Source organism: Rhodococcus sp. NPDC003322 (assembly GCF_053589555.1).
Genome location: NZ_JBSFSC010000001.1, coordinates 896,570 through 923,384, shown reverse-complemented (window position 1 = coordinate 923,384; position 26,815 = coordinate 896,570). Strand labels below are relative to the sequence as shown.

Genomic DNA, 26,815 nt, shown 5'->3' with positions numbered 1-26,815 from the left:
TTAGCAGGCCGGCCCCGGGTGGGTCGGTCGGCGTAACCGCGCGCTGACCTCTCCACCCCGAGCCGGAACAGACCGGCTCGCGGATGCATTCAAGTCTCCTGGGTCGGCCTCCAACGAACAGCCGCCAAGAACAGGACGACGAATGACTCTCACGATCGACACCGCCCGCGATCTCGACGATCAGCGGACCATCTCGATCTCGCCACTGGCCCCGCCCGTCGAGGTTCGGGGCGAGCACCCCGCCGCTGACGCCGTCGCCGCCACCGTGCGCGCCGGTCGCGCCGCCACCGTCGACATCCTCACCGGTCGCGACGACCGGCTGATGGTCGTGGTCGGCCCCTGCTCGGTGCACGACACCGAAGCTGCGCTCGACTACGCGCGCCGGCTGGCCGCGAAGGCGGAGGAGCACCGCGACAACCTGCACGTCGTGATGCGCGTGTACTTCGAGAAGCCGCGCACCACCCTCGGGTGGAAGGGCCTGATCAACGACCCGCGCCTCGACGGCAGCTTCGACATCAACACCGGCCTGCGCATGGGCCGCAAGCTGCTCGTCGACATCACCGAGATCGGGCTGCCGGTCGGCTGCGAGTTCCTCGACCCGATCACCCCGCAGTACATCGCGGACCTGGTCAGCTACGGCTCGATCGGCGCCCGCACCGCCGCCAGCCAGGTGCACCGCCAGCTGTGCAGCGCGCTGTCCATGCCGGTCGGCATCAAGAACTCCACCGAGGGTGACGTGCAGGTCGCAGTGGACGGCACCCGCGCCGCCGGCGCCAGCCACGTGTTCCCCGGCACCGACCTCAACGGGCAGTCCGCACTGATCCGCACGGTCGGCAACCCGGATTGCCACGTCATCCTGCGCGGCAGCAGCGCCGGCCCGAACTACGACCGGGAGTCCGTCGCGGACACCCTTGCGCGCCTTGCGAAGTCGGGCCTTCCGGAGCGGGTGGTCATCGACGCCAGCCACGGCAACAGTCAGAAGAACCACGAACGTCAGGTCGACGTCGTCACCGACATCGCGAACCGGATCGCGGGCGGTGAGAAGGGCGTCGTCGGCATCATGCTGGAGAGCTTCATCGAGGCGGGCCGGCAGGACCTGACCCTCGGCAAGGCGGACGAGCTGACCTACGGCCAGTCCATCACCGATGCGTGCATCGACTGGAACACCACGGCAGCCCAGCTGGATCGGCTCGCCGAGGCGGTCGTCACCGCACGCCGCGCGTCCGGAACTGCACGCTGATCCGCGGGCCGGTGGGGCGCGCCGTCTTCGGGACGGCGTGCTCCCAGGTCCGCTGACAGGACCCGCCCATCACCAGTAGGTCGCCGTGGCCGAGGGAGAATCGGATCGTCTCTCCTCCACCGCCGCGGGGACGCAGCGTCAGCGGGCGGGCCTCGCCGAGCGAGAGGATCGCGACCATGGTGTCCTCGGTGGCGCTGCGGCCGATGGTGTCGCCGTGCCAGGCGACGCTGTCGGAGCCGTCGCGGTACCAGCACATGCCGGCAGTCGTGAACGGTTCGCCGAGTTCGGGTAGGTAGTGCGCGCTCAGTGCGTCCCGGGCCTCGGTGAGCACCGGGTCCGGCAGGGGCATGCCCTCGTCGTAGAAGCTCACCAGGCGGGGGACGTCGACCACGCGGTCGTACATCCGGCGGCGCTCCGCCCGCCACGGCACGGCGTCGGGTCGCGACGCGTCGATCAGGTCGGTGAACACCCGCTCGGAGCCGGTGAGCCAGCCGGGCCGCACGTCCACCCAGGCACCCGCGGTCAGGAGGCGACGCCGGATCGTCCCGCCGAGCGTCCCCAGGCGCGGGCCGCCGGTCGGGTCGTCGAACAGCGACGATTGCATCGCAATCTCCACGCGTCGGATCCTACACCCGAAATCGAACATTTGTTCGTAAAGCGCGGTCGGATGCCCGCACGGATATGATCTGGATCACATAATGCTGTCGAGCGGATGGATCGAGGTATCCGGATGCGAATTGCGGATGTACTGCGCGGCAAGGGCCCGGCCGTGGTCACCGTGGACCCCGGCACCTCGGTCGACGCGCTGATCGGAGAACTGACCAGGCGAAACCTCGGGGCCCTGGTCGTCGTGCAGGAGAATTCGATGGTCGGCATCGTGACCGAACGCGACGTGGTGCACCAGATCCACCAGCGAGGGCCCGGCGTGCTGAGCGCCACGGTCGGCGAGATCATGACCCCGTCGGTGTTCACGTGCGCGCCGACGGACACCGTCGACAGCCTCGCCGCGACGATGACCGAGAGAAGGATCCGGCACCTGCCGGTGCTCGACGACGGCCGGCTGGTCGGCATCGTCAGCATCGGTGATGTCGTCAAGAGCCGGATCGACGAACTGCAGAGCGAACGAGACCAGCTCGAGGCCTACATCGACCGTCGCTGACCGTCACCCGCGGCGGCAGCCGGCTCGGGACCTTACGTCCGCTGATCGGGTTCGCGCGTGCTCAGGATCGCTGCCGCGGTGGCCGAGACCGTCCGGTCACCGTCCTCGACCAGTGCGACGAGCGCGTCCCGCGCCGCTGCGCCCGGAATCTCCGCCAGCGCCTGGGTGATCCGCAACCGCGTGGCGAGATCGACCGTCCCGGCGAGCCTGTCCCGCATCGCCCCGACGATGGCGTCGTCCGAGGTCGACACCGCCGACAGTCGTCCAAGCACCTCGGCGGCCTCGACATCGCTGCGCCCGTCGAAGACCATCTCGAGGAGGGCTGGGACCGCGTCGGCCCCGCCCCTCGTGCCGAGAGCGAGGGCAGCACGGTCGCGGACCGTGTCGTCCTCATCCCCGAGCGCCCGCCTCAGCAGCACCGTCGCCTCCGCGGAGGGTAACGCCGCGATCGCCGACGTCGCGCGCCGCCGGACGGCGACCACCTCCGAGTCGAGGCCGACGGCGAGATCGGCGAGGCCCCGGCCTGCCCTCGCCAGCGACCACTGCAGCGCGCCGGCCACATTGGGGTCGTCCTCCGTCAGGGCCGCCAGGGCCAGTGCTTCGACGGGCAGCGCCGCACTTCCGTCGTGCGACAGGATCGCCTGCTGCCGGTGGGCCCCGGACTCCGATTCGAGCGCCCGCAGCAGCGCGACGAGGTGCAGGACGTCCGCCCACTCCGCGGGCCCGGCCGCGTCGACGTGCTCTAGCCGCGTGAGCAGTTCCTCCTCGGCGGCAATGCGTGCTCGCGTGTGCCGGATGAGGTTGCCCACCAGCTCGGCCGGCGCGAAGCCGGGCTCGTCCAGCGCGCGGCCGACATCGTGCAACGACAGCCCCAGCGTCCGCAGGCTCTCGACGTGGAAGAGGCGACGGATGTCGCCGGCGGAGTACTCGCGGTAGCCGCCGGACGTGCGCCCCGTCGGCGTCACCAGTCCGAGCGCGTCGTAGTGGCGCAGCATGCGCGTGCTGACGCCGCAGCGCCGCGAGACCTCACCGATCAACATCGCGTCTCCTCCTCACGCGTCCGGACCGGCGGCGGCAACGCGTTTCGCCAACTCGAGCGAGAGGGTGAACCCGCTGTCGGGGTCGTGGCAGAGCCGTTCGGTGGCCTCCGCGTGCGCGCGAACCCGCGGATCGGGACTCGCCGCCGCGGCGTCCAGGACCGGGAGGACGACCTCCCCGAGTCCCACCAGCGCGCGGCTCAGGCTGAGCTGCATGTCGCGGTCGCCCCGGCCCAGCTCCGACGCCAAGTCGGCCGCGAGCCCGCCCTCTGCACCGGGCGCCACGAGCGCCACGGCGGCCCGCCAGGCGCTGCGCGCGACCTCGTCATGCTCGTCGTGCAGCAGCGCCGCCACCGCGGGCCAGGCCCGCCGATCGCCGATCTTGGACAGGGTGTGGAGCGCCTGGCTGCGCGCCTGGTCGACGTCGGTCCCGAGCTCGTCGAGCAGCCGCGGCACCGTGTCCTCGGCGGGCATCCGGCACAGCGCCCAGGTCAGCATGTCGCGGACGAAGAAATCCGGTTCGACGGCGCACCGGGCGACGAGCGCCTCCGTGAGACGCGGGTCGCGGTCCGTACCCGCCGTCAGCGCCGCCCGCAGCCGGGCCGACGGGTGGTCACCGGCCAGAGCAGTGACGAGGTGAGTGTTCGACCCACCGTGGTTGATTGCGTTCATCGTCAACCACCTCCTTCGCCGATCACTACAGGTCTTGACACTGTGTCAGGGTCAAGGGCCCGGTGGCGCGGATCACTCGTGATGTCAGTGGGTCGACGTAGTGTCCGGGCATGAGCTACGACTTTCAGGTGACGGTGGATTCGCAACGCCCGCACGAACTGGCGAAGTGGTGGGCGCAGACCCTCGGCTGGCGGGTGGAGCCGAGCGACGAGGACTTCATCCGCGGCGTCGTCGCCGCGGGTCAGGCCAGTGAGGACGACACCGAGATCTTCGAAGGGGTGCTGGTGTGGAAGGCCGGCGCCGGGATCAGCGATCCGGAACATCCGGAACACCCGCGGGTCCTGTTCCAGTGGGTGCCCGAGGGCAAGACGGTGAAGAACCGGATGCACCTCGACCTGCGGGTGGGTGACGACAGGCAGGCGGTCGCCGACGCGCTCGTCGAACGCGGTGCGACGGTCCTTCACCACGCCGAGCAGGGCCCGTTCCGGTGGATCACCATGACCGACCCCCAGGGCAACGAGTTCTGCCTCACCTGAGGCCCGGAGTCAGCGGTAGGCGCCGGGGGTGCTGCCGGTCCAGCGCTTGAAGGCGCGGCGGAACGCGCTCGGCTCGGAGAACCCGAGCCGGGCGGACAGCTCGTCGACGGACTCGCCGCGGGCCAGGCCCGAAATGGCGGTGTCGCGGAGCACCTCCTCGCGCAGCTGATTCAGCGAGGTGCCCTCGTGCCGGAGCAGCCGCCGCAGGTGCGCGGCGCTGATCGAGAGCATGTCCGCGATGTCGTCGGCGGACGCGGTACGCCCCGCCACGCCGCGCTCGAGCGCCTTCCGGACCTGCGCCGCTGCGCTGCTGTCGTAATCCCGTTCGGAGAACAGCAGATTCGGGGACTCGCGCAGGTACTCCTCGAGGGCCTCCTCGGTCTGGATGATCGGCGCCCGCAACACCGCGTTGTCCAGTTCGATCGCGGCGTGATCGGCGCCGAAGCTGACCCGGACGCCGAAGATGGCGTCGTACGCGCGAGCGAGCACCCGGTCCGGTTCGGGAAGGGGGAGACGCACCGCGACGAGCTTCACGCGGCGACCCACCAGCCACGCCGCGAACCGGTGCAACAGCATCAGGACGAAGTCGGTGAGCAACTGGTCGGCCGCGTCCGCGATCTCCCGCGGCACCGCCGGATCCCGGTGCGGCATCTCCGCGTGCAGCGCGGTGGTCTCCGGACCGGTCTCCAGGCGGAGCGGCGACAGCCCCGGCATCACCCGGATCACGTCGACGAGCCGTTCGAGCGCGCTGCCGAGGTCGGGCCGGTGGATCAGGGTCAGGCAGATCACCCGGAACGTGCCTCGCGGGACCGGCGCGGCGCCGAGCCCGAACAGTTCGTCGTCGGTCAGGTGCCACGCCGCCTGCGTGAACCGCGTCAACTGGGCGGGGGTGATGCGCTCGGCGCCCTCGCCGAGGACCGTCGGGGCGATCCCGGCCGCCGACAGCGGCGCGGCCATGTCGAACCCGGCGCCGGCCGCGAGCACGGCGGCGCGGCGCACGAAGTCGGCGGGAACGGTGCGACCGGTCATCGCCGGATCACCACCGCCCCGCCAGCCGGTGCAGCCGCTCGACCGCTTCGGTCAGCACGTCGTCGCGTTTGCAGAATGCGAAGCGCACCAAATGATTCCACGGATCCTTGTGGTCGGCGAACACGCTGACCGGTACCGCGGCGACGCCGATGCGTTCGGGCAGCGCGCGGCAGAACGACTCGCCGTCGACGTCGCTCAGCGGGGAGATGTCCGCGCACACGAAATAGGTTCCGGCACTGGAGCGGACACCGAAACCGGCCTCGGCGAGGGCGGTGGACAGCATGTCCCGCTTGCGCTGCAACGTCTTCCGCTGCTCGCTGACCCAGGGCATCTCGTGCCGCAGGGCGTGCGCGACCGCAGGCTGGAACGGTCCGCCCGCGACGAACGACATGAACTGCTTCGCCGTGCGCACCGCGTCGACGAGCTCCGCCGGCCCGCACGCCCACCCGGTCTTCCAGCCGGTGACCGCGAACGTCTTCGCCGCGCTCGACACCGTCACCGTCCGCTCCGCCATGCCCGGCAGCATGCCGATCGGCGTGTGGCTGCGGCCGTCGAACAGCAGGTGCTCGTACACCTCGTCGCTGAGCAACAGCACGTCGTGCCGGACGGCGACCTCCGCGATCGCGGCCAGCTCGGCGTCGGACAGCACGGTGCCGGTCGGATTGTGCGGGGTGTTCACCACGATCATCCGGGTGTCCGGGCCGACCGCGGCCTGCAGCGCGTCCAGGTCAAGGGCGAAGCCGTCGCCGTCCGCGACGAGGGGCACGGTCCGGCGCACCCCGCCGGCCAACGCCACCGCGGCGGCGTACGAGTCGTAGTACGGCTCGATCAGCACCACCTCCTGGCCCGGTTCGACCAGGCCGAGCAGGGTCGCACTGATCGCCTCCGTCGCACCGACCGTGACCAGCACCTCGGTGTCCGGGTCGAAACGCTGGCCGTACCGGTCGGCCCGATCCGCAGCGATCGCCTCGCGCAGCACCGGCATGCCCGGACCGGGCGGGTACTGGTTCAGCCCATCGGAGATGGCGGTGCGCGCGACGTCGAGCATCGCGGCGGGTCCGTCGGTGTCGGGGAAGCCCTGCCCGAGGTTGATCGCCCCGTTCCGGACCGCGAGCGCCGTCATCTCGGCGAAGATCGTCGAGGCGAACGGCTGCAGTCGGGTCACCGTCTGAACACGTGGTGCGGGCATTGTCACAGCTTATCGGCCGTGTATCGGGCTACTTCGACGACCGCTGTCACGTTTACTGGTCCTGTCTCGTCCACAAGTCGAAGGCCCCTCTCGGGCGCCCGCCGCGAACAGGAGAAGACATGACCCGCATCGCCCCCCTCGCCCCGAAGGATGCCGGAGTGCTGGCCCGGATCGCGTACCGGTTCGCCACCCGCCGGTTCGGTGTCGTACCGGAACCGTTCACCGTCGTCGCGCATCACCGGAAGCTGCTGATGGCGTCCGCCGTGCAGGAACTGGCCGCGGAGAAGGCCTCGACGGTGCTGCCCGCCGCGGTCCGCGATCTCGCCGTGTACCGCGTCGCGTGGACCGTCGGGTGCTCGTGGTGCGTCGACTTCGGCGCGATGCTGATGCGCCTCGAGGATCTCGACGTCGATCGGCTGCAGCACATCGACGACTACGCGACCTCGCCGCTGTACAGCGAGGACGAACGCGCGGCGATCGCGTACGCCGACGCGATGACCGCGACCCCCACCACCACGACCGACGAGCAGGTCGCCGACCTCGAACGCCGCTTCGGGAAGGCCGGCGTCGTCGAGCTGACATTCCAGATCGCATTGGAGAACCAGCGGTCGCGGATGAACTCCGCGCTCGGGATCGTCGACCAGGGGTTCAGCACGGACTCGTGCCGGGTGCCGTGGGCCGACCAGCCGGCGGCCGTCACGTCGTCGGATTCGCCATCCTGACCCCGCCCAGCTTGGCGGGATTCGCGAAGTCGTAGGCGGCACAGACCTTTCCGTCGCGGACGGTGAACCCTTCCGCCCGCGCCGGAAAGCCGCGGTGGGCGCCATCGCCCGGAATTCCGCGCGAGTAGAACCCCAGACGCCCGTTGACCATCGCCGGTTCGAGGCTCTCGAACGCCCGGTCGCCGTACTTGGCGGCCAGGCCGAGGAAGAACCGCGCGAAGCGGTCCGCGCCGTGCAGCACGTTCAGGGCGGTGCTCGTGGTGCCGCCGGCGTCCCCGATCACCACCGCCTCCGGATGGAGCGCATCGATCACGGCGCGCAGGTCCCCGGTGGCCATCGCGGCCAGCAACCGTCCCACCGCGGCGTCGTGATCGGGGTCGGGCGGTGGCACGTCGGCGGCCGCCACCGTGCGCCGGGCCCGCGACGCGAGTTGCCTGCAGCCCGCGACGGAGTTCCCGAGCAGCCCCGCGATCTCGTCGAACGGGACCCCGAATCCGTCGTGCAGCACGAAAGCAACGCGCTGGTCCGGGCCCAGGGTGTCGAGGACGACCAGCGCGGCCAGCCGGGAGTCCTCGTCGCGGACCACGGCCTCCAACGGGTCGACGGCCGCACCCGACCCGACCGGAGTCACGATCGGCTCCGGAAGCCACTGTCCCACATACGTTTCCCGGCGTACCGCGGCGCTGCGCAGATGGTCGAGGCAGATCCGACCGACCACCGTCGTCAGCCAGGCCCGCAGATCCCGGATCGAGTCGGTGTCGGCGTCGGCCAGGCGAAGCCACGTCTCCTGCACCGCGTCCTCGGCGTCGCTGACGCTGCCGGTCAGCCGATAGGCCGCGGACAGCAGGTGCCGACGATGCTCCTCGAACTCCACGGTCGGTGTGGCGGTGGGCATGATCCGATACTGCCCCATCGGGCGGAGGTGCGTCATCCCTCGTAGGATTCACGGTCATGCGATTCGGAATGTTCGTGCCGCAGGGCTGGCGGCTGGACCTGGTGGGTATCGACCCCGCCGAGCAGTGGAACGCGATGAAGTCGGTGGCGCTGCGCGCCGAGGCCGGACCGTGGGAGTCGGTGTGGGTGTACGACCACTTCCACACCGTGCCGACGCCGACGGACGAGGCCACTCACGAGGCGTGGTCGCTGATGTCGGCGCTCGGCGCGGTGACGTCGTCGGTCCGGCTGGGGCAGATGTGCACCGCCATGAGCTACCGGAATCCGGCCTACCTGGCGAAGGTCGCCGCGACCGCCGATCTGATCTCCGGCGGCCGGATCGAAATGGGCATCGGCGCCGGCTGGTACGAACACGAGTGGCGCGCCTACGGTTACGGGTTCCCGGCGGCGGGGGAGCGGCTCGGCCGGCTCGACGAGGGCGTGCAGATCCTGCGGCAGGCGTGGACCACCGGTCGCGCCACGCTGGACGGGAAGCACTACCGGGTCGACGGTGCGATCGTGGCTCCGAAACCGCTGCAGGACGGCGGTATTCCGCTGTGGATCGCCGGTGGTGGCGAGAAGGTCACGCTGAAGATCGCCGCGAAGTACGCGCAGTACACGAACTTCGACGGCACCCTCGACGGGTTCACCCACAAGTCCGAGGTGTTGCGCGAGCACTGCGCCGCGGTCGGCACCGACTTCGGTGCGATCGTCCGCTCGGCGAACTACAACATCGCGATCGGCGCCACCGAGGCCGAGGTGGAGCAGCGGCTGGCGCAGATCAAGGCACAGATCGCGCAGTTCTCGGGGGAGGAGGTCGCCGAGGCGGCACTGTCGGCGTACCGCGGCATGCCCGGCGTGGGTACCCCGGAGCAGATCGTCGAGAACCTCACCGCACTGCGTGAGCGTGGCCTCGACTACGCGATCTGCTACTTCGCCGAGGCCGCCCACGACACCTCCGGCATCGAACTGTTCGAACGTGAGGTGATTCCCGCACTGGAGGCGTGAACGCGATGTTCGTGGTGGGCCTGTCCGGGCCCGGACTGTCACTGACGCCGCCGACCGAGGCGGACGTCGCGTCGATCACCAGCTGCTGCCAGGACGAGGCGATCGGACGGTGGACGACGATGCCGGTGCCGTATCGGCGGGCGGACGCGGAGGCGTTCGTGACGAGGGTGGTTCCGGCGGGCTGGGCCGACCGCAGTCCCACCTGGGCGGTGCGACACGGCCCCGACGGTCCGGCCGTCGGGATGATCGGTCTCGGCGCCCGTGACGAATCGGCCGCCGAGATCGGGTTCTGGCTCGACCCCGCCGAGCGTGGTCGAGGGCTGATGACCGCGGCGCTGAACCTGGTGTGCGACTTCGCCTTCCGTTCGGACACGCTGGCCCTCGAACGGATCGAGTGGCGGGCGTTCGTCGGGAACACGGCGTCCGCTGCGGTCGCGCGGCGGGTGGGATTTCGGTTCGAGGGCATCGCCCGCCGCGGGGGACTGCAGCGCGGCGTCCGCCGGGACGTGTGGGTCGCGGGACTGCTGGCCACGGACCGGCGCACACCCGACGAGGGCTGGCCCCCGCTCGTCTAGCGGATGTCGTTGGCGGAGACCGGGATCTGCTGGTTCTGCGCCTTCGCCACGTCGTCGACCAGCGGGATCGACTTGGTCAGCAGCTTCCACTCGGCGTTCGGGATCTGCTCGATCGCCCGGCGGAGGACCTTCGGGTCGCGGGTGCCCCACGCGATCGGCATCGGGCTGACCATCTGCCAGGTGTCGGCATGGGAGTTCGTGGTGCGGTCCGAGAGCACCGAGATCGACGGGACGCGTTCGCCGACATTGGTCAGCGAATGCCCCGGCAGGGTGCGGATCGTGCGGGTGACCAGCGCGTAGTGCGGCGCGTCGGCGCTCGGCTTGGCGGTGTTCACCAGCGCCAGCAGCGTCGCGCCGCGCGGGCGGGACACCGCGACGATCGCCGGGACCAGTTCCCCGTTCGCGTACAGGTCCTCGACCGACCCGACCTTGCGGGGCGCCCAGAACGCCATCCACAACGAGGCCACCGCGACCACGACCGCGACCGCGGCGAGGATGTACGACCACGGGTGCGCGAGCACGACGAACCAGGCGGCGAGCGCGGCGAACAGCAGGGCGGTGATGATCGCGGACCAGCGCAGGCGGCGAACGTCACCGACCGTCTCGTTGACCGACTTGGCGTGGGCGGTGTCTACCGGGAACTCGAAGCGACGCACAGTCCTATTCCTACCCGATCGCCGGTCCGAGGAGGTCGTCCGCGTCGGTGATCCGGTACGCGTACCCCTGCTCCGCCAGGAACCGCTGCCGGTGCGCCGCGTACTCGGCGTCGAGCGTGTCGCGGGCGACGACCGAGTAGAAGTGCGCCTGCCCGCCGTCGTGTTTGGGCCGCAACAGCCGGCCCAGCCGCTGCGCCTCCTCTTGCCGGGACCCGAACGTGCCCGACACCTGGACGGCGACCGACGCCTCCGGCAGGTCGATGGAGAAGTTCGCGACCTTGCTGACGACGAGGGTCTTGATCTCGCCCGCCCGGAACGCGTCGAACAGCGCCTCACGCTCCCGGGTCTTCGTCGACCCCTTGATCACCGGTGCGTCCAGCGCCTCGCCGAGCTCGTCGAGCTGGTCGATGTAGGCACCGATCACCAGGGCCGGCGAGTCGGTGTGCCGGTCCAGGATCGACTTGACCACCGCGTTCTTGGTGTGCGCGGTCGAGCACAGCTTGTAGCGCTCCTCCGGTTCGGCGGTCGCGTACGCCATCCGCTCGGCGTCGGTGAGCGTGACCCGCACCTCGATGCAGTCGGCGGGGGCGATCCAGCCCTGCGACTCGATGTCCTTCCACGGGGCGTCGTAGCGCTTCGGACCGATCAGCGAGAACACGTCGCCCTCGCGGCCGTCCTCGCGGACCAGCGTCGCGGTGAGGCCGAGGCGTCGCCGCGACTGCAGGTCCGCCGTCATCCGGAAGACCGGCGCGGGCAGCAGGTGCACCTCGTCGTAGATCACCAGGCCCCAGTCGCGGGAGTCGAACAGTTCGAGGTGCTTGTACTCGCCCTTCGTCTTCCGGGTGATCACCTGGTAGGTCGCGATCGTGACCGGGCGGATCTCCTTCTTCTCACCCGAGTACTCGCCGATCTCGTCCTCGGTCAGCGAGGTCCGCGCGATCAGTTCCCGCTTCCACTGCCTGCCCGCGACGGTGTTGGTGACCAGGATCAGGGTCGTCGCCTTCGCCTTCGCCATCGCGGCCGCGCCGACCATCGTCTTGCCCGCACCACACGGCAGCACCACCACACCGGAGCCGCCCGCCCAGAACGAGTCCGCCGCCATCTCCTGGTAGTCGCGCAGGTGCCAGCCGCCGTCCGCGGAACCGGGGAACCGGCCCTCGTAGTCCAGCTCGATCGGGTGCGCCTCACCGTTCACGTAGCCGGCGAGGTCCTCGGCCGGCCAGCCGATCTTGAGCAGCATCTGCTTGAGGTGCCCCCGCTCGGAGGGATGGACGACGACGGTGTCCTCGTCCACCTGCGCGCCGAGCATCGGGCCGATCTTCTTGTGCCTGCGCACCTCCGTGAGCACCGCCCGGTCCAGGCTGACCAGCACCAGTCCGTGGGCCGGGTTCTTCACCAGCTGCAGCCGTCCGTAGCGGGCCATCGTGTCGACGACGTCGACGAGCAGCGGCTGAGGCACCGCGAACCTCGAATAGGTGACGAGGGCGTCGACCACCTGCTCGGCGTCGTGCCCGGCGGCACGGGCGTTCCACAGCGCGAGCGGCGTGACGCGATAGGTGTGCACGTGCTCGGGCGCGCGCTCGAGTTCGGCGAACGGCGCGATCGCCTGCCGGGCCTGATCGGCCATCGGGTGGTCGACCTCGAGCAGCAGGGTCTTGTCGGACTGGACGATGAGCGGTCCGTCGGTCACGTACGCCTCCTAGCGATGACAACCACTCCATTGTCCACGCTTCGCGCAGGAGGCGACGTGACCCGACGTCGGGACCGCCGGGCATCCGCGGGGTGTGCCGGAAACAGGTGCGAATCGCGCCGGGTTCGTGCGCAACACCACGGAAGTGTTTCCGCAAGGCCGAATTTCTCGAAATCTTCGGCCGACCGCTTCCTTTTTCTAGCGCCCGAGATCCTGTCGAATATCCATCACCTGGACCAGCGCCTCGGAAATTCCGGCACGGTATCCGGCTTCGCGTTCGGTGTGCCCCGACGTGGCATCGAGTTCGTTTTCCAGTCGGTCCTTGATTCGATCAAGGGCCAAGAGTGTCTTTTTCACGAGGGGGCCTTCTGTTGTGTTCGATGCGGCGTGGATCGGGAATATCCAGTCCTGTGCGCACTCGTCGAGGACGAAGATTCGCGCGGAGGTCAGCGCCGCGAGCCGTCCGCGGGACCTGGGGCTCGGGGGTGCCGCACCGCCGGCGGACCCGCGCAACTGTCGGTAGAGGGTGTCGAGAACTCGGGAGGCCGCCGGTGCGGCGGTGTCGCAGTGCACGGAAATTCGGTCCGTCAGTGGCGCTTGCGTTTCCGGATCAACTCGCCGGACTCCGCCGTCCGGTCCCGCTTTTCCGCGCGCCTTTCCTTCAACGACTGTGCCGGTTTCTTGAGGTTTTTGCCGGGTTTCTTGTCTGCCATTGTCGCTCCTGAATTCGAAGAGGCAATCACTGGGCCCGACCATACTTCATTTTCCGAAGAAAGCCAGCCGTGCAGGCAGGCGGTCTTTTTCGAATTTTTTTCGGGTCAGTCGACCAGTGAGACCGACGTCACCCGGTGCAGGGTGAACCGGCGGATCGCGCCGTCGGCGGGGTCGAAGGCGTCGAGTTGGCCGCCACCGACGCTGACCGGGTCGACGATGCGTTCCGAGGCGATGCCCTGCGCGTCGACGTAGCCGATCCGGACGCTGCGCCCCACCTTCACCGCGAGCTGCAGCAGCGCCATCGTTGCGGCACTGCCGGCGCGGGTGCCGTCCGAGCGGACCGCCTCACCGCGCGGGGTGGAGGCCGCGCGCTGACCGGCCCGCAGCTGCCGGACCAGGAGGTCGAGCTGCTCGTCGGTCGGCGGGGCGGGTATCCGCCGGACGCCGCGCGCGCGGCGCCTGGGCACCCGGGCCCCCGGCGGGCGCAGATCCACGATCGCGCCCGAGGAGTCCTCCCCGGCCGGGGCGAAACCGGCCGCCCGCAACTGTTCGAGCACCTCGCCGAGCGACGCCTGCGAGACCGCAACGGTCGGCGCCAGCGCCCGCAACGCCAGCGCCTCGGCGACCGGGGAGGACAGCACCTCCGCCAGCATCGCCGGGTCGTCGCAACGGACGAATGCCTGCGCGATACCGGCCCGCAGTCGGCCGTGCCTGCGCGCCACGTCGTCGATCAGGTACGTCAGGGCCTGCGGGACCGGGGTTCGCGAATGCGACGCGAACAGGGCGTGCAGTTCGGCGGCGGTCCGCCCGGCGTCGAGGGCGCGCCGCACGCTGGCCTCCCCGACCCGGTACACCGTCGCCGCGCCCGCCGACTCGACGTCGGCGACCAGCGTGATCTGGGCGAGCAGATCCGGCACCAGCGGCCCCGGCGCGATCACCGTCAGGTCCGCCTGAACCAGCACGTGGTCGATCGGTTTCGGCAACGCCGCGACCATCTCGGCGAGCACCGACTCCGGAGGGCCGCCGTGCAGCAGGCTGCGGCCCGGTGACGACAGGGCCCCGCGGCCGATCAGCCCGACCACGGTCGCCTCCCGCAGGGTGTGCTCGATCGCGGACACCCCGAGCCGGCCCGCCCAGCGGGGCCGGCGCCACGCCACCACCGCCGCCACCGCCGCGGCGCTCGCACCCACCCCGGTGCCGAGTTCGGCGACGACGTCGAGCACGAACCGGCGATCCCGCGGGGCGCCGGACGCCCGCACCTCGTCGGAGAGGGCGGCGATCGGCTTGTCGTGTGGGTCGCGCAGCCCCACCGTCCACGGTCGGCGCGGCAGGTCCAGCCACACCTGCGCGAGCAGCTGCCACCGATGCCCCGGGGTGCCCTCGAGCCACGCGTCCGCGGCCGTGGTGGGCGCCCAGTACTCGTCGCCGGTGTCGGCCGCGGGCAGCGGGTCGGGGACACCTGCGGCGATCAGCCCGGCGGCGGACAACAGTTCGACGAGCAGGCTCACCCTGACCTCGTCGATCCCGACGACCTTGGCCAGCCGCCGCGCCTCGCGCACCCCGAGACCCCCGGCCTTGAGGGTCGGTGCGGGATGGTCACCGAGCGCGCCGAGCAGTTCCTCACAGTGCCGGATCAGTTCCAGCGCCTCGCCGGCGGCGGCCGCGTTCACCTCGGCGATCTTGTGCTTGGTCCCGCGGACCGCGGGCGGGGCCAGCACGGACGGGTCGGTGACGGTCTCGCCGCGCAGCACCTGGCCCACCTGGTGGGGCAGTTCGACGGTCTGCTCGTCGAGCCAGGTCAGCAGGCCCGATGCGAGGAGCCGCTGCACCGGCCGATCCGGCGAGGTGCCGGGGGCCGCGTCGCGGGTCCGGCCGATCGGTGAGCTGGTGGCGAGGGTGTCGAGCAACCGTCGTTCGTCCTCGGTGAGCCCCGCCACCGCCGCGGCGATCTGATCCGCGGTCAGCGTGGTGGTGGCCGGGTCGATCCGCCAGGTGACCGCATCGCGCGCCGCCGGTGTCACCCGCAGCGCCTTGGTGCCCCACACCAGCGCCCGGTCGCGCAGCACCGTCAGCGCGCGATCCACGGCCCGCGCCGGTGCCCGGCCCGCGACCGCGTCGGCGAGCTGGTCGCGCCGCACCCCGGACTCGGCGGCGCCGTCCCGGGCGAGCAAGCCGATCAACGTGAGTTCGAGCACGCTGAGGTCGTCCGCCACCCGCAACACCGACGCCCGCTGCTCGGCGCGGGACGCCAGCACCGACAGGTTCGCCGGCGGGGGGACCGCCAGGTCCGGGCGCAGTCGCAGCAATTCCGCCAGCTCGCGGTCGCTCCGCGTGCTGAGCCAGGTCGCCAGGCTGTCGGTCACGGCGGCGGGATCGGTTTCGGTCATCGATTGTCAGATTAGTGACCTGGGCTGTACCGGATGCCGACTCGGTGTCAAAATGGCCTCGTGGCTAACAATTCGAGCAAGCGTTACGTTGATCCAGGCTGGCCGGAGCACGTCAAGGAAGGTGACCACGCGGTCACCGAGCTCTCGTCGACTCGTTCCGGAGGGTTGTCCCCGTTCGGTGAGGAGACCGAGTTCCCGCGGCCGCTGTCCGAGCTGCCCTACACCCATCCCGTCACCGTCATCAACCGCTGACCGGACCGAACGGCAGAAGGGCCCCGCACCGAAACGGTGCGGGGCCCTTCTCGCGTTCTGGGTGGCTCAGCGCGGAGCGACGGACTTTAGGAAGTCGATGACCTGCGGGTTGAGCTTGGCCTGCTCGTACAGGTTCTCGATCTGCGGGTCGACGGCGATGCCGCGGGCCTTGACGGCCTGGATGGTGCTGTCGAGCGAATCGAACACGTCGGCGGTGCCGTCGGTGGTCGGGATGCTGGTGACGGCCGGGGCCGGCGCCGGCGCGGGGGTCTCGGCCTGGGCGGCCGGTGCGCTGCGCTGGGTCGGGGCGCTGGTGAGGCCGAGGCTGGAGGAGCAGGACGGCCAGGCGCCCCAGCCCTGCGAGGCGAGGACCTTCTCGGCGACCGCGATCTGCTGCTCGCGGGTGGCCTGGTTGGCGGTGGCCGCGTACTGGCCGCCGCCGTGGGCGGTCCAGGTGCTGGGGGAGAACTGCAGGCCGCCCTGGTAGCCGTTGCCGGTGTTGATGGACCAGTTGCCGCCGGCCTCGCACTGGGCCAGGCGGTCCCAGTCGGAGTCCGGGGCGGCACCTGCGGGGGCCGCGAAGGCCGCACCCGCCGCGCCGAACACCGCGGTGGTGACGACGACCTTGGCGGCGGTCTTGCGCGTGTTCGTGGGCTTGCGATGGCGTCCAGCGCTCATGGAGGTTTTCCTCTCCGCACGCGCCTGCGAGGTCAGCTGTCGGGTTCGGGCTGAGAGGTCGCCCGGCCGTGATCGCTCCGTGATCGGCGCGAAAAACGGCTTCACCCCAAGGAAGGCCGGTTGCTCGCCTCCCGGTGTCCACTGGGGACGTGGGTCCCCCGTCCTTGTCCCTGGTTTCCTCTGGGGAATCCGTTCCGCGGGACAAGGTTTGGCGCGGCGGTCCGGACTGGCCGGAACACCGACCGCTGACGACCGTACGTGGCCGATCGCGGTGAGTCACCTCCTACGAAATCGGCGTGTTTCTCGGCGTTTCGCCAGGAGAGGTGGGCGTTTTCGCAGGTCAGCTGGCCGCTGCGTGGTCGAGACCGGTCCGTGACTCAACCGTTATGTGAGGTAGATCACAAGACTTCTCGGGGGTGTCCTGGGGCTTCGAGCGGCCGCGACCCCGCGGCGCGATCAACGTCGCCGCCGCAATCACCACGAACAGCAACGGATACACCGCCGCGAAGAGCGGGACGAGGGCCGCAGGCGCCGGGATCATGAACAGCCCGATCGCGTACACGTCGTCCGGGAACCGGTGCGCCCAGCACAGCAGCGGCACCGCCAGCGCGACAGGAAGCAGCCAAGGCGTCGCCCGCCCGGCCCGCAGCGCCCGATCCAGCGCCAGGATCAGCAACGGCACGAACCACACCCAGTGGTGGCCCCACGAGAACGGAGAGACGGCGCACGAGGTGAGACCGCACAGTGTCGTGGCGAGGAGGGTCTGCCCGCGTCGGTGCGCGAGTCGCGCCGAGGCCAGCCCGAGCGCGGCGAGCGCGATCGCAACGCCCAGCCACAGCAGCCGCGGCGGCTCGTCGAGGTTCAGCCACCGTGCCAGGACACCCGACGCGGACTGGTTCGCCGGCCACGCCGTCTCGCCGATCCGGGTCGAATGCCAGATCACGCCGGTCCAGTACGCCCTGGAGTCGGAGAAGATGACCGCGAAGCCGAGGGCGACGGTGGCCGCGAAACCCGCGACCGCCGTCGCGGCCGCCCGCCACTGCCGGGTGAGCAGCAGATGGACGACGAACAGCGCCGGGGTCAACTTGATGCCCGCCGCGACGCCCACCCCGAATCCCCGCAGCCTGCTGCCCTCGGGGCGACCGAGATCCCACAGGATCAGGAGCATGAGCAGCAGGTTCACCTGGCCGAGCCAGATCGTGGTCCGTACCGGCTCGAGCCAGCTGAGGATCACCGTCAGCAATCCGGTGGTGACATACAGCGTGCGGTCGGTGCGGTAGCCGAGCAGGCGCCAGCACAGCAGCACGACCAGGTACAGCGCCACGAAGTTCGTCAGGTGGCCGAGCAGGGTCGTCATCTCCGGCGTGAACAGACCCAGCGGGGCGAACAGCACCGCGGAGAACGGGGGATACGTCCACCACATCCCGCCGTGCAGTGCATGGTCGTAGAGTCCGGCGCCGGTCAGGACGGTGGCGCCGCCGCTGCGGTAGACGAGTAGGTCCAGGCCGTTGCGGAAGAAGCCCCACAGTGGGTGGCCGAGCGGGACGACCCGGTCGTGGGCGACGAGGGCAGCGGCGGCGAGCACCGCGAGCGCGCCGAGGAAAAGGGGATGTGTGGGGAGCGACCGCCCCGCATCCGGGTCGGTGCGGGGCGGTCGGCTCATGCGGGGCTACCGGGTTGGTACGAGCGGACCGAGCGGACGTCCACGATGTCCTTGCCGAGTGGCATCAGTGAGATCGGGACCATCTTCAGGTTCGCGACGGCGAGCGGGATGCCGATGATGGTGATCGCCATCGCGACGGCGCTCAGGACGTGACCGATCGCGAGCCAGATGCCGCAGAGAACCAGCCAGATCACGTTCCCGATCAGGGACCCGACGCCGGAGGTCGGTTTCTCGACGACGGTCTTGCCGAACGGCCACAGCGCGTAGACGCCGATCCGGAACGAGGCGATGCCGAACGGAATCGTGATGATCAGGATGCAGCACAGGACGCCGGCGACGAAGTAGCCGAGCGCGAGCCACAGCCCGCCGAAGACCAGCCAGATGATGTTCAGGAGGATCCTCATGTCTTGTCCTCTCCACGTACACGCCGGCCTGCCATCAGTGCGGAGATGATTCCGAACAGGAAGCCGAGCGGACAGAGCAGCGCCAGCAGGTACAGCGCGAGTCCGGGGGTGTGGCCGGTCGCCGCGACGACGAAGATCGCGATGATCGCGACCAGGCCAAGGAAGAACAGGGCGATGGCGGCGCGGAACAGGATGCCGCCGCCGGAGGCGGGGGTGCCGTTGGTGGATTCGGTGCCGGGGGTCTGTGGTGCCACACCCCCACGTTATCCCCGGCAAACCCGAGTGCCCGGGAGGGGCACGCGGAGGTAGACTGCCGACCATCGCGTCCCACACACGGTGGGGCGCGTTCGTTTATATGGTCGTTTTACGTGGATGAGCAGGTGACGCGGTGCCTACCGGCAAGGTGAAGTGGTACGACGTTGAAAAGGGCTTCGGCTTCCTCTCCCAGGACGAGGGAGAGGACGTCTACGTCCGGTCGTCGGCGTTGCCCGAGGGGGTCGAGGGCCTCAAGGCCGGCCAACGGGTGGAGTTCGGCATGGCCGCCGGCCGTCGCGGTCCCCAGGCGCTGAGCCTGAAGGTGCTCGATCCGGCGCCGAACCTGCGCCAGACCGGTCGCCGCGACGACGCCGCTCGCAAGCACACCCCCGACGAGCTGCACGGAATGGTCGAGGACATGATCACCCTGCTCGAGGCGAAGGTGCAGCCGGACCTGCGCAAGGGCCGGTACCCGGACCGCAAGACCGCGCAGCGCATCTCCGAGGTGGTCCGCGCCGTCGCCCGGGAACTCGACAGCTGAGTTCGTCCGACTGAACGCGCGGAGCCCCCGGTCACCTGGACCGGGGGCTCCGCTGCTGTTCGGGCGTCTTACTGGACGGCTGCCGGTTCGGGCAGGTCCGGCAGGGTCTGGATCGCCCACACCGGGGCGAAGTCGCGCGACGACGGCTGCTGGATGATCACGCCGAGCAGCTGCTCGTTCTCACGCGTGGGGATCGTCACCGAGTACTTCTCGCCCGCGGTGTAGTCGCGGTATCCCTCGAACACCTCGCCGGTGCGGGGGTCGCCGAACTGGACGTTCAGTCGCCAGTCGCCCTCGGCGATGTCCTTCGGCAACGACAGCTGCAGCGACGAGCCGGCAGGCACCGGAAGGTTGGCGACAGCGAGGTCGGCGCAGCGCATGTTCGCGTCACAGATCCCGGCGTCGACGTCGACGGTCCGGCCGTGTGCGTACGCGGTCACTGTGGGCAGCTGCTCGGGTGCGTCGCGGACGAGCATCGTGACGACCGCGGCGAGTGCGCCGGCAGCCACCAGCGCCACCACGACCACCGCTGCGAGGATCTTCTTCGTCCGGGCTTGCAAGGTCATCGGTTTCCTTGTTCTCGTTCGTACCCGCCCGGTGTGGCGGGTTCGGTGTCAGTCGGCCCGGGAGCCGGGACCGACGGGTGCTTCCTGGTTCACGTGTTCGGGGCGTTTGCCGCCGAGCCCCGGCAGCAACGTGCGGCCACGGTACGTGAGGAACGTCTGGACCAATCCGAGGACCAGCACCACCGACACGACGGTGAAGCCGATCCAGTACTCGGTGGGCAGCAGGACGCCGAGCGCGCCACCGATGACCCAGCTCAGCTGTAGCACCGTCTCCGAGCGGCCGAATCCGGAGGCGATGGACTCCTCGGGCAGGTCCTGCTGCAACGAGGCGTCGAGGGAGACCTTCGCCAGTGCGCTCGCCGCGGACGCGACGAGCGCGGCCAGGGCCGCGGTGAGCAGGCTGTCGGTGAAGGCCACGAGGATCGCCACCACCGTCACGGCCGCGGTGCACCGCAGCACGACGAGCGCGGGCCGGCCGAGCTTGAGCCGGGCGCCGGTCGCATTGCCGGCGAAGTTGCCGATGCCGGCCGCGGCGCCGACGAGGCCGAGCATCGCGGCCTGCATCCATGGTTCGTGTTCGGTGCGGGACTTCGCGACGAACGCGATGTACAGGGTGAGGAAACCGGTGAGCACGCGGATGGTCCCGTTGCCCCAGAGTCCGGTGATCGTGGCGCGGCCGAGCGGTTGGCGCCGCTTGTCCGGGGCGATCGTCTCCTTCTGCTCGCGGGTGATCACCTCGGTGACGGCGTCGTCGCCGTGGTAGGCGAGGGTCGCCGGGACCTCGCCCTCGGTGACCTCCACCCACGCCGGGATGCGCATGCTCAGGTAGGCGCCGAGAACCGTGATCGCGGCGGTGAACCACAGCACGCCGGTCGAGTGGAAGGCGAACGCGATCGCGCCCGCGATGCCGCCGGCGACGATGGTGCCGCCGATCAGGCCGAACACCGTCAGCCGCGAGTTGGTGCGCACCAGGTCGATGTCCGGGGGCAGCACGCGTGGGGTGACGGCGCTCTTGAGCACCGAGAAGGACTTGCTGAGCACCATCATCCCCAGTGCACAGGGGTACAGCGCCCAACTGTCGAAGTTGAACACCAGCAGCACCGCGAGCACGGTGCGCAGCGCGAACGAGGAGGCCAGCGCGATGCGGCGACCTCGCTGCAGCCGATCCAGGGCCGGGCCGATCAGCGGGGCGATCACCGCGAACGGCGCGATCGTGATCAGCAGGTACAGCGCCACCTTGGTCTTGTCCTCGCCGGTGGCGGCGGAGAAGAACAGGGTGTTGGCCAGTGCGACGGCGACGGCGGCGTCGGTGGCGAAGTTCGCCATCACCGCGTAGGTCAGGTGGGTCAGACCGGACTTGTCGGCGCCGTCGGCGGTCGCGGCCCGGCGGAACGTCGCGATCCCGCGGTTGGTCAGCTCCCGGCTGCGCATCGCCGCGACCCGGGTGACCGTCAGCTTGCGCGGGATCGGCGGCGGCTTCGGGCCACCGGACCGGGACGACGGCCGGATCTGCTCGGTGGGGGGCTCTCCGGCGTCGTTGCCACCGGCGGTTGCGCTCGTGTCCGTCGGGTGCAGCGGCGGCAGCGGTTCGCGGCGTCCGGACGGCCGGCGGGGCGGGTAGTTCGTGTACCCGGGATGCACCGCACCGCGGCCGGCGTCGGCGGCTGCCCGACGCCCGTCGGGTTCGGAGGGGTGGCGCGGTCCGGTCACAGGTCCAATTCTGTCCTAGGAGCCGGACAAACAACCACAGGCCCCGCTGACCGTGGCGCGGTCACGAGACGAAGCGCACATCGAAGATCGCCGGATAGAGCTTGCCGGTGATCAGGAAGCGATCGGTGCCGGGGATCGCGGCGATGCCGTTGAGCACGTCGACGCCCTTCTGTTGCTCCTCGGTCAGCAGCCCCGACGCGTCGATCACCGCCACCACCGCGCCGGTGGCGGGGTCGATCCGCACGATGTCGGTGGTCTGCCACACGTTGGCGTAGACCAGACCGTCCGCGGTGCATTCGAGTTCGTTGAGCCGGTCCACCGGCTCGCCGTTGAGGGTGACCGTGACGGCGCCGACGGAGGCGAACGTCGCCGGGTCGCGGAACGTCAGGGTGGCACTGCCGTCGCTCATCACCAGACGGTCGGGCTGCGCGCACAGGCCCCAGCCCTCGCCGGCGTAGGAGACGCGGGACCGCTCCGCGAGGGTGTCGCGGTCGCGTGCGAACGCGACCCCGTTCCGCCAAGTCAGCTGCCACACGGTGTCCCCTGCGACCGTGATCCCCTCGCCGAACATCCCGTCGGGGAGCGGGACACGGGCACGCTCGACATCGGTGTCGAGGTCGCGCGCGGCAATGTAGGAGCGGCCCACCAGTCCGGTGCCCTCGAGCAGCTCACCGCCCGACACCTCGAGCCCCTGGGTGAATGCCGCGGTGTCGTGTGGTCGGGTGCCCAGGACCTCGACGCGCAGCTGGGGCACCGAACTCGACGATCCGAGCCACGAGGAGCCGCTGTCGTCGGAGGATCCGGCAGCGCAGCCGCCGAGGGTCAGCGCCGTCGCGGCCGCGACGACGCTGAGCAGTCGGTACCGGGTCACGACCCAAGCATGGCAGCCCGAACGGGCACACCACCCACTCGATACGGCAAAATGGGGGTGTGAGTGCGCAGTCTGCCCCCGAGCTTGCCCCCGTGCGTCCCCTTCTGGCCGAGGCCGTGGAGTTCGCACGCCAGGCGCTGACCGACCTCGGTGAGGTGCACATCGGCGCACACCTCGGTGTCACCGCCGAGGACGAGAACACCGCGACCCACCGGTTCGCGGCGACCCTGCCGGGCTACCACGGCTGGCAGTGGGCGGTGGTGCTGTCCGCTCTGCCGGACTCCGATCGGGTGACGGTCAACGAGTCCGCGCTGCTGCCCGGCCCGGACGCCCTCGTCGCTCCCGAATGGCTCCCGTGGGATCAGCGGGTGCGCCCCGGCGATCTCTCGCCCGGGGACCTGCTCGCCCCCCGTGCCCACGATCCGCGACTCGCGCCGGGGTACGTCGCGACCGGCGACCCGGTCGTCGACGACCTGGCCCGCGAGGTCGGGCTGGGACGCAAGACGGTGCTCAGCCTCGAAGGCCGGCTCGACGCCGCGCAGCGGTGGCACGACGGCGACTTCGGCCCCGACTCGGAGATGGCGAAGGCCGCGCCGTCGATCTGCGCACTGTGCGGGTTCTATCTGCCGCTGGCCGGGTCGCTGCGCGCCGCGTTCGGGGTCTGCGGCAACGAGCTGTCCGCCGACGGTCACGTGGTGCACGCCGAGTACGGCTGCGGCGCCCACTCGGACACCGAGCTGCCCTCCGGCGCCGGAACCCCGCGCTACGACGCCTACGACGACGGCGCGCTCGAGGTCGTCGAGGTACCCAAGCCGGCCGGGACCGGCCCCACCGACGCGGAGACCGGCGAGGCCGCGACAGTCGAGGTCGAGAACGCCGAGCCTGCTGCGGTCGAGACCGCCGAGGCCGCCGAGACCGGAACGGACACGGCATCGACCGAGTGACCGATCCCTTCGGCACCGACGCGCTGCGGGCCGCGACGCTGCTCGCCTGGACGTCGTCGCCGACGCGGTTGCGGGAGGACGCGGCCACCGAGGCCGACCTCGTGCGCGGCGGCTACCGGGATCGGGTGCTGACCGAGCTGGCCCAGAACGCCGCCGACGCGGCCGAGCGGGCCGGGGTGCCCGGGCGGCTCGAGGTCCGGTTGGACGACGGGGAGTTGCACGTCGCCAACGTGGGTGCGCCGCTGGACGAGGCCGGTGTCCAGGCGCTGTCCGCGCTGCGGGTCTCCGGCAAGAGTGCGGGTGTCGGGCGCTTCGGCGTCGGGTTCACCGCGGTGCTCGCGGTCGGTGACGAGATCGAACTGCGCTCGACGACCGGATCGATCGCGTTCTCTGCGGACCGCACCCGTGACGAGATCGTCCGGGCCGGACTGTCCGAGCCCGAGTCCGGGATCCCGGTGTTGCGACTGGTGTGGCCCATCGACGCGGCTCCCGCCGCCGGGTGCGACACCGAGATCGTGGTGACGCTTCGTTCCGGACTCGACGGGGAGGCACTCCTCGACGCGATGCCCGGCGAAGCGGTGGACCTGCTGCTGGAACTGCCTGCACTGCACTCCATCCGAATCGGGGAACGCGAGTTCGTGCGCAGCGAAAGGGATCTCGGTGACGGTCTGACCGAGGTCTCCGTCGGCGACCGCACCTGGTGGCAGTACACCGGACCGTCGGCGCGATGGCTGGTGTCGGTGTCCGGGGGTGCGGTGCGGGCGTCGGACGGTGACGTGCTGCGCGCCCCGACCCGCTCCGACGAGGAACTGTCACTGCCCGCGCTGGTGGTGGCGAACACCGACCTGCAACCCGACCGCCGCCGCATCCTGCCGGGGGCCGCCATCGCACACCTCGCGGACGGATACACGGAATTCGTTGCGGCGCTGCCGCACTCGCAGCGCCTGGCGTTGGTGCCGCTGCCCGGGTTCGCCCGCGGCGCGGTCGACGAGCAGCTGCGCGAGGCGGTGCTGCGTCAGCTCGCCGACCACCCGTGGCTGCCCGGTGTCGCCGGTCGCGACCTGCGCCCCGGGGACGCGACGATGCTGCCCGGGCTCGGAGACGACCTCGCGGAACTGCTCGTCGACACGGTGCCCGGGTTGCTCGCGCCCGAGATGTCGGGTCCCGGCGGGGTCCGCGCGCTCGCCGCGGTCGGGGTGCACCGGCTCGGTCTCGCCCGTCTCGCGGAGCTGCTCGCCGGCCTCGAACGCGAACCCGCGTGGTGGGGACGGCTCTACGAGGCGCTGACGCCACTGGTGGTCGACGCCCTCGCGGTCGAGGAACTCGCCGCGATTCCGGTGCCGCTGACCGACGGGCGCACCGTCACCGGTCCGCGGACGGTGGTGCTCGGCCACGACCTCGCGGCCGCGGGGCGCGGCGTGGACTGGATTCGGCTGGTCCATCCCGACGCGGCGCACCCCCTGCTGACCCGGCTGGGTGCCGGCACCGTCGGCGCGCTCGACGTGCTCACCGATCCGGCGTTGCGGGAGCGGATCGAGGATCATGCCGACGGCCCGCCCGGGGCGGACGACTGGCCGGGCGAGAGTGGTCGCGGTGCAACCGAACTCGCGGACGCGGTGCTGCCACTGGTCGAGGCGGCCGCCGCGCAGGGTGCCCTGCCCGGCTGGCTGGGTGCGCTGCCGCTGCCCGACGAGGTGGGCGACGTCCGGCCCGCGGACGAACTGCTGCTGCCGGGCGCACCGCTGGCGACCGTGCTGGACGTGGACTCCCCCTTCGGCACCGTCGCGTCCGCCCTCGTCGAGACACACGGCGCCGAAGCGCTGCGAGCGCTCGGGGTCGGATGGGGGTTCACGGTCCTGCGCGCGGAGCTGCCGACCGGACCCGAGCACGACCTCGACGACGAATCCGACTGGTGGGCGACGCTGCCCGACGACCCCGAGGTGCTGATCGCGGTCCGCGACCTCGATCTGGTGGACCCCGACACCTGGCCCGCCGCGCTGGCGCTGCTGGCGTCGCAGCCGGAGACCGCGTCCCTGCTCGCGGACCGGTCCGGGTACACGGCGTGGTGGTTGCGGCGGCACGCGCGCGTGCGGGGTGTCGCGTTGGGATCGCTGCGCGCTCCGGACGACCGCACCTTCGAGGGACTGCTGGACGTGCTGGACCATCCGGACGCCGCGACCCTGTCCGGTGCGTTGGCGGCGGACCGCGTCGAGGGCACCGAGATGGCGGAGCTGTTGCTGGGCCGGCTGGCGGATCCGGATCGGGATCCCGGCCCCGCGGTGGTCGTGCGGGCCCACCGGCTGCTGGCGGAGGCCACCGCGGCCGGGGTACTCGACCTGGACGCGCTGATGCCGCCCGCGCGGGTGCGTGCGATCGACGGCACGGTCGCCGACCCCGCCGAGGCGCTGGTGCTCGACCGGGCGTGGCTGGCGGCCGCGATCCCGGCGGATCGGCTGGTCGTCGGCGACCTGGTGTCGGTGGATGCGCTCGCGGAGCTGCTGGACCTGCCGCCGGCCTCGGAGCGGGTGAGCGGGGAGGTTCTCGGCGTGGGCCGCGCCGGCGACTGGGCGCGTGAACCGGCGGCGGTGCTCGCGTCCGTGGCGTCCGGTCGCGCGTTGCCGTCCGGCGCCGTCGTGCTGCACGAGACGCTGACGGTGCGGCTGTCCGGCGCCGTGGAGGCCGACGTCGAGGTGCCGTGGTGGGTGGACGGGTCGGGCCGCACGCACGTCGACGAACGCAGGCTCGGGCCGGGGGTGACCGGTGGGTGGTGACCCGTTCGACCAGGCGGTCCTCGACCAGATGCTGCGCTGGCGCACGCCGTGGCTGACCGACGTGGTCACCGCGATCACCCATCTCGGTGACACGCTCGTCGCGTCCGTGATCACCACCGCCATCGTGATCGCGCTGCTCGTGCGCGGTCGCCGGGTCGAGGCGGTCATGGTCGGGGGTGCCATGGTCAGCGGGTTCCTGCTGATGAGCGGTCTGAAGCTGGTCTTCGGCCGGGAGCGCCCGCCGTTCCCGGAGCGTCTGGTCGAGGAGGTCACCCACTCGTTCCCGTCCGGGCACGCGATGATGTCGGCGATCCTGGTCTGCGTGGTCGGGTCGACGGTGGTCCGGTTGACCGGTCGGCTCGGCCCGGTCCTGGCCTGCGGGCTCGCGCTGTGGACCGTCTCCATCGGACTGTCGCGGGTGTATCTGGGCGCGCACTGGCTCACCGACGTGCTGGCCGGTTGGCTGCTCGGGATCGCGTGGGCGGCGTTGTGGATCTGGGCCGCGCCGCGGGTCGCCCGGCGCGGTACACCCACCCTCCGCCGACCTGGGCCGACGAGATCTGGCGAATCGGCCCCGGAACGGGACTGAACTCTCTACCCTGACCAACTTGGA

Annotated in this window: 28 protein-coding genes and 1 riboswitch; of the genes, 11 read left to right on the top strand and 17 right to left on the bottom strand. The window is 71.0% G+C overall.

What is annotated here, in order from left to right; translation table 11 throughout:
• Positions 1 to 142 precede the first annotated feature (142 nt).
• Positions 143 to 1,240, top strand: a complete 1,098-nt coding sequence (locus ACWDUM_RS04290; protein ID WP_450133002.1) for a 3-deoxy-7-phosphoheptulonate synthase — start codon at positions 143 to 145, stop codon at positions 1,238 to 1,240.
• On the opposite strand, the gene ACWDUM_RS04285 is transcribed toward ACWDUM_RS04290, so the two are convergent.
• Positions 1,206 to 1,886, bottom strand: coding sequence for an alpha-ketoglutarate-dependent dioxygenase AlkB (locus ACWDUM_RS04285; protein WP_450133001.1), 681 nt, complete (start codon positions 1,884 to 1,886; stop codon positions 1,206 to 1,208). The two genes, ACWDUM_RS04290 and ACWDUM_RS04285, sit on opposite strands and share 35 nt — an antisense overlap.
• Positions 1,887 to 1,970: 84 nt before the next feature.
• Here ACWDUM_RS04285 and ACWDUM_RS04280 point away from each other — a divergent pair, with 84 nt between their 5' ends.
• Positions 1,971 to 2,399 (top strand): CBS domain-containing protein, encoded by a 429-nt coding sequence (locus tag ACWDUM_RS04280; protein WP_450115179.1) that lies wholly within the window; start codon positions 1,971 to 1,973, stop codon positions 2,397 to 2,399.
• Between the two features lie 32 nt (positions 2,400 to 2,431).
• Here ACWDUM_RS04280 and ACWDUM_RS04275 read toward each other — a convergent pair whose 3' ends face one another.
• A complete protein-coding gene (locus tag ACWDUM_RS04275) occupies positions 2,432 to 3,439 on the bottom strand; it encodes a MerR family DNA-binding transcriptional regulator (protein WP_450133000.1) in 1,008 nt (335 codons plus the stop codon).
• Positions 3,440 to 3,451: 12 nt separating this feature from the next.
• Positions 3,452 to 4,108, bottom strand: a complete 657-nt coding sequence (locus ACWDUM_RS04270) for a HEAT repeat domain-containing protein (RefSeq protein WP_450132999.1) — start codon at positions 4,106 to 4,108, stop codon at positions 3,452 to 3,454.
• A gap of 110 nt (positions 4,109 to 4,218) precedes the next feature.
• On the opposite strand from ACWDUM_RS04270, the gene ACWDUM_RS04265 reads away from it, so the two are divergent.
• Positions 4,219 to 4,644 carry a VOC family protein gene (locus ACWDUM_RS04265; RefSeq protein ID WP_450132998.1) on the top strand — a complete coding sequence of 142 codons (426 nt, stop codon included), beginning with the start codon at positions 4,219 to 4,221 and terminating at the stop codon, positions 4,642 to 4,644.
• Positions 4,645 to 4,653: 9 nt separating this feature from the next.
• On the opposite strand, the gene ACWDUM_RS04260 is transcribed toward ACWDUM_RS04265, so the two are convergent.
• Together ACWDUM_RS04260 and ACWDUM_RS04255 are read right to left on the bottom strand one after the other, a co-directional pair.
• On the bottom strand, positions 4,654 to 5,673 hold the full coding sequence (locus ACWDUM_RS04260) for an AraC family transcriptional regulator (protein ID WP_450132997.1): 1,020 nt from the start codon (positions 5,671 to 5,673) through the stop codon (positions 4,654 to 4,656).
• A gap of 7 nt (positions 5,674 to 5,680) precedes the next feature.
• Positions 5,681 to 6,862, bottom strand: coding sequence for a pyridoxal phosphate-dependent aminotransferase (locus tag ACWDUM_RS04255; RefSeq protein WP_450132996.1), 1,182 nt, complete (start codon positions 6,860 to 6,862; stop codon positions 5,681 to 5,683).
• A 119-nt stretch (positions 6,863 to 6,981) separates the two neighbouring features.
• On the opposite strand from ACWDUM_RS04255, the gene ACWDUM_RS04250 reads away from it, so the two are divergent.
• Positions 6,982 to 7,584 carry a carboxymuconolactone decarboxylase family protein gene (locus tag ACWDUM_RS04250; RefSeq protein WP_450115195.1) on the top strand — a complete coding sequence of 201 codons (603 nt, stop codon included), beginning with the start codon at positions 6,982 to 6,984 and terminating at the stop codon, positions 7,582 to 7,584.
• Here ACWDUM_RS04250 and ACWDUM_RS04245 read toward each other — a convergent pair.
• Positions 7,559 to 8,479, bottom strand: coding sequence for a sigma-70 family RNA polymerase sigma factor (locus ACWDUM_RS04245; RefSeq protein WP_450132995.1), 921 nt, complete (start codon positions 8,477 to 8,479; stop codon positions 7,559 to 7,561). The genes ACWDUM_RS04250 and ACWDUM_RS04245 overlap by 26 nt on opposite strands.
• A 56-nt stretch (positions 8,480 to 8,535) precedes the next feature.
• Between ACWDUM_RS04245 and ACWDUM_RS04240 the strand changes: the two genes are divergently transcribed.
• Complete coding sequence (locus ACWDUM_RS04240) at positions 8,536 to 9,525, top strand: LLM class F420-dependent oxidoreductase (protein ID WP_450132994.1); 990 nt, start codon at positions 8,536 to 8,538, stop codon at positions 9,523 to 9,525.
• Between the two features lie 5 nt (positions 9,526 to 9,530).
• Positions 9,531 to 10,100, top strand: a complete 570-nt coding sequence (locus ACWDUM_RS04235; RefSeq protein ID WP_450133325.1) for a GNAT family N-acetyltransferase — start codon at positions 9,531 to 9,533, stop codon at positions 10,098 to 10,100.
• Here ACWDUM_RS04235 and ACWDUM_RS04230 read toward each other — a convergent pair.
• The 4 genes from ACWDUM_RS04230 to ACWDUM_RS04215 form a co-directional block, all read right to left on the bottom strand.
• Entirely contained in the window at positions 10,097 to 10,756 is a 660-nt protein-coding gene (locus ACWDUM_RS04230; RefSeq protein WP_450115203.1) for a DUF3239 domain-containing protein, read from the bottom strand. The genes ACWDUM_RS04235 and ACWDUM_RS04230 overlap by 4 nt on opposite strands.
• A gap of 10 nt (positions 10,757 to 10,766) precedes the next feature.
• Positions 10,767 to 12,446 carry a DNA repair helicase XPB gene (locus tag ACWDUM_RS04225; protein WP_450132993.1) on the bottom strand — a complete coding sequence of 560 codons (1,680 nt, stop codon included), beginning with the start codon at positions 12,444 to 12,446 and terminating at the stop codon, positions 10,767 to 10,769.
• Between the two features lie 198 nt (positions 12,447 to 12,644).
• Entirely contained in the window at positions 12,645 to 13,202 is a 558-nt protein-coding gene (locus ACWDUM_RS04220) for a hypothetical protein (protein ID WP_450132992.1), read from the bottom strand.
• A 62-nt stretch (positions 13,203 to 13,264) separates the two neighbouring features.
• Positions 13,265 to 15,547: a helicase-associated domain-containing protein gene (locus tag ACWDUM_RS04215; protein WP_450132991.1), complete on the bottom strand. Its 2,283-nt coding sequence runs from the start codon at positions 15,545 to 15,547 to the stop codon at positions 13,265 to 13,267.
• A 60-nt stretch (positions 15,548 to 15,607) separates the two neighbouring features.
• Here ACWDUM_RS04215 and ACWDUM_RS04210 point away from each other — a divergent pair, with 60 nt between their 5' ends.
• Positions 15,608 to 15,799, top strand: a complete 192-nt coding sequence (locus ACWDUM_RS04210) for a hypothetical protein (RefSeq protein WP_450115208.1) — start codon at positions 15,608 to 15,610, stop codon at positions 15,797 to 15,799.
• A 66-nt stretch (positions 15,800 to 15,865) separates the two neighbouring features.
• On the opposite strand, the gene ACWDUM_RS04205 is transcribed toward ACWDUM_RS04210, so the two are convergent.
• From ACWDUM_RS04205 to ACWDUM_RS04190, 4 genes are all read right to left on the bottom strand, one after another.
• A complete protein-coding gene (locus tag ACWDUM_RS04205; protein WP_450132990.1) occupies positions 15,866 to 16,477 on the bottom strand; it encodes a transglycosylase family protein in 612 nt (203 codons plus the stop codon).
• Between the two features lie 5 nt (positions 16,478 to 16,482).
• A riboswitch (cyclic di-AMP (ydaO/yuaA leader) is annotated at positions 16,483 to 16,686 on the bottom strand.
• Between the two features lie 131 nt (positions 16,687 to 16,817).
• Complete coding sequence (locus ACWDUM_RS04200) at positions 16,818 to 18,140, bottom strand: glycosyltransferase 87 family protein (RefSeq protein WP_450132989.1); 1,323 nt, start codon at positions 18,138 to 18,140, stop codon at positions 16,818 to 16,820.
• Positions 18,137 to 18,544 (bottom strand): YccF domain-containing protein, encoded by a 408-nt coding sequence (locus tag ACWDUM_RS04195; protein ID WP_450115211.1) that lies wholly within the window; start codon positions 18,542 to 18,544, stop codon positions 18,137 to 18,139. Before ACWDUM_RS04195 ends, ACWDUM_RS04200 begins: the two co-directional genes overlap by 4 nt.
• On the bottom strand, positions 18,541 to 18,798 hold the full coding sequence (locus ACWDUM_RS04190; RefSeq protein ID WP_450115212.1) for a hypothetical protein: 258 nt from the start codon (positions 18,796 to 18,798) through the stop codon (positions 18,541 to 18,543). Before ACWDUM_RS04190 ends, ACWDUM_RS04195 begins: the two co-directional genes overlap by 4 nt.
• A gap of 134 nt (positions 18,799 to 18,932) precedes the next feature.
• Between ACWDUM_RS04190 and ACWDUM_RS04185 the strand changes: the two genes are divergently transcribed.
• A complete protein-coding gene (locus ACWDUM_RS04185; protein WP_450115213.1) occupies positions 18,933 to 19,340 on the top strand; it encodes a cold-shock protein in 408 nt (135 codons plus the stop codon).
• A 68-nt stretch (positions 19,341 to 19,408) separates the two neighbouring features.
• Here the strand turns inward: ACWDUM_RS04185 and ACWDUM_RS04180 are convergent, their stop codons facing one another.
• The 3 genes from ACWDUM_RS04180 to ACWDUM_RS04170 form a co-directional block, all read right to left on the bottom strand.
• Positions 19,409 to 19,906 (bottom strand): DUF2771 family protein, encoded by a 498-nt coding sequence (locus tag ACWDUM_RS04180; protein WP_450132988.1) that lies wholly within the window; start codon positions 19,904 to 19,906, stop codon positions 19,409 to 19,411.
• 48 nt (positions 19,907 to 19,954) lie between these two features.
• A complete protein-coding gene (locus ACWDUM_RS04175; RefSeq protein WP_450115215.1) occupies positions 19,955 to 21,616 on the bottom strand; it encodes an MFS transporter in 1,662 nt (553 codons plus the stop codon).
• 61 nt (positions 21,617 to 21,677) lie between these two features.
• A complete protein-coding gene (locus ACWDUM_RS04170; RefSeq protein ID WP_450132987.1) occupies positions 21,678 to 22,487 on the bottom strand; it encodes a glutaminyl-peptide cyclotransferase in 810 nt (269 codons plus the stop codon).
• A 59-nt stretch (positions 22,488 to 22,546) separates the two neighbouring features.
• Here ACWDUM_RS04170 and ACWDUM_RS04165 point away from each other — a divergent pair, with 59 nt between their 5' ends.
• The 3 genes from ACWDUM_RS04165 to ACWDUM_RS04155 are packed head-to-tail and all read left to right on the top strand — an operon-like array spanning position 22,547 to position 26,791.
• Entirely contained in the window at positions 22,547 to 23,431 is an 885-nt protein-coding gene (locus ACWDUM_RS04165) for a DUF3027 domain-containing protein (protein WP_450132986.1), read from the top strand.
• Positions 23,428 to 26,202: a sacsin N-terminal ATP-binding-like domain-containing protein gene (locus ACWDUM_RS04160; protein WP_450132985.1), complete on the top strand. Its 2,775-nt coding sequence runs from the start codon at positions 23,428 to 23,430 to the stop codon at positions 26,200 to 26,202. Before ACWDUM_RS04165 ends, ACWDUM_RS04160 begins: the two co-directional genes overlap by 4 nt.
• 28 nt (positions 26,203 to 26,230) lie before the next feature.
• Positions 26,231 to 26,791 (top strand): phosphatase PAP2 family protein, encoded by a 561-nt coding sequence (locus ACWDUM_RS04155; protein ID WP_450133324.1) that lies wholly within the window; start codon positions 26,231 to 26,233, stop codon positions 26,789 to 26,791.
• Positions 26,792 to 26,815 lie beyond the last annotated feature (24 nt).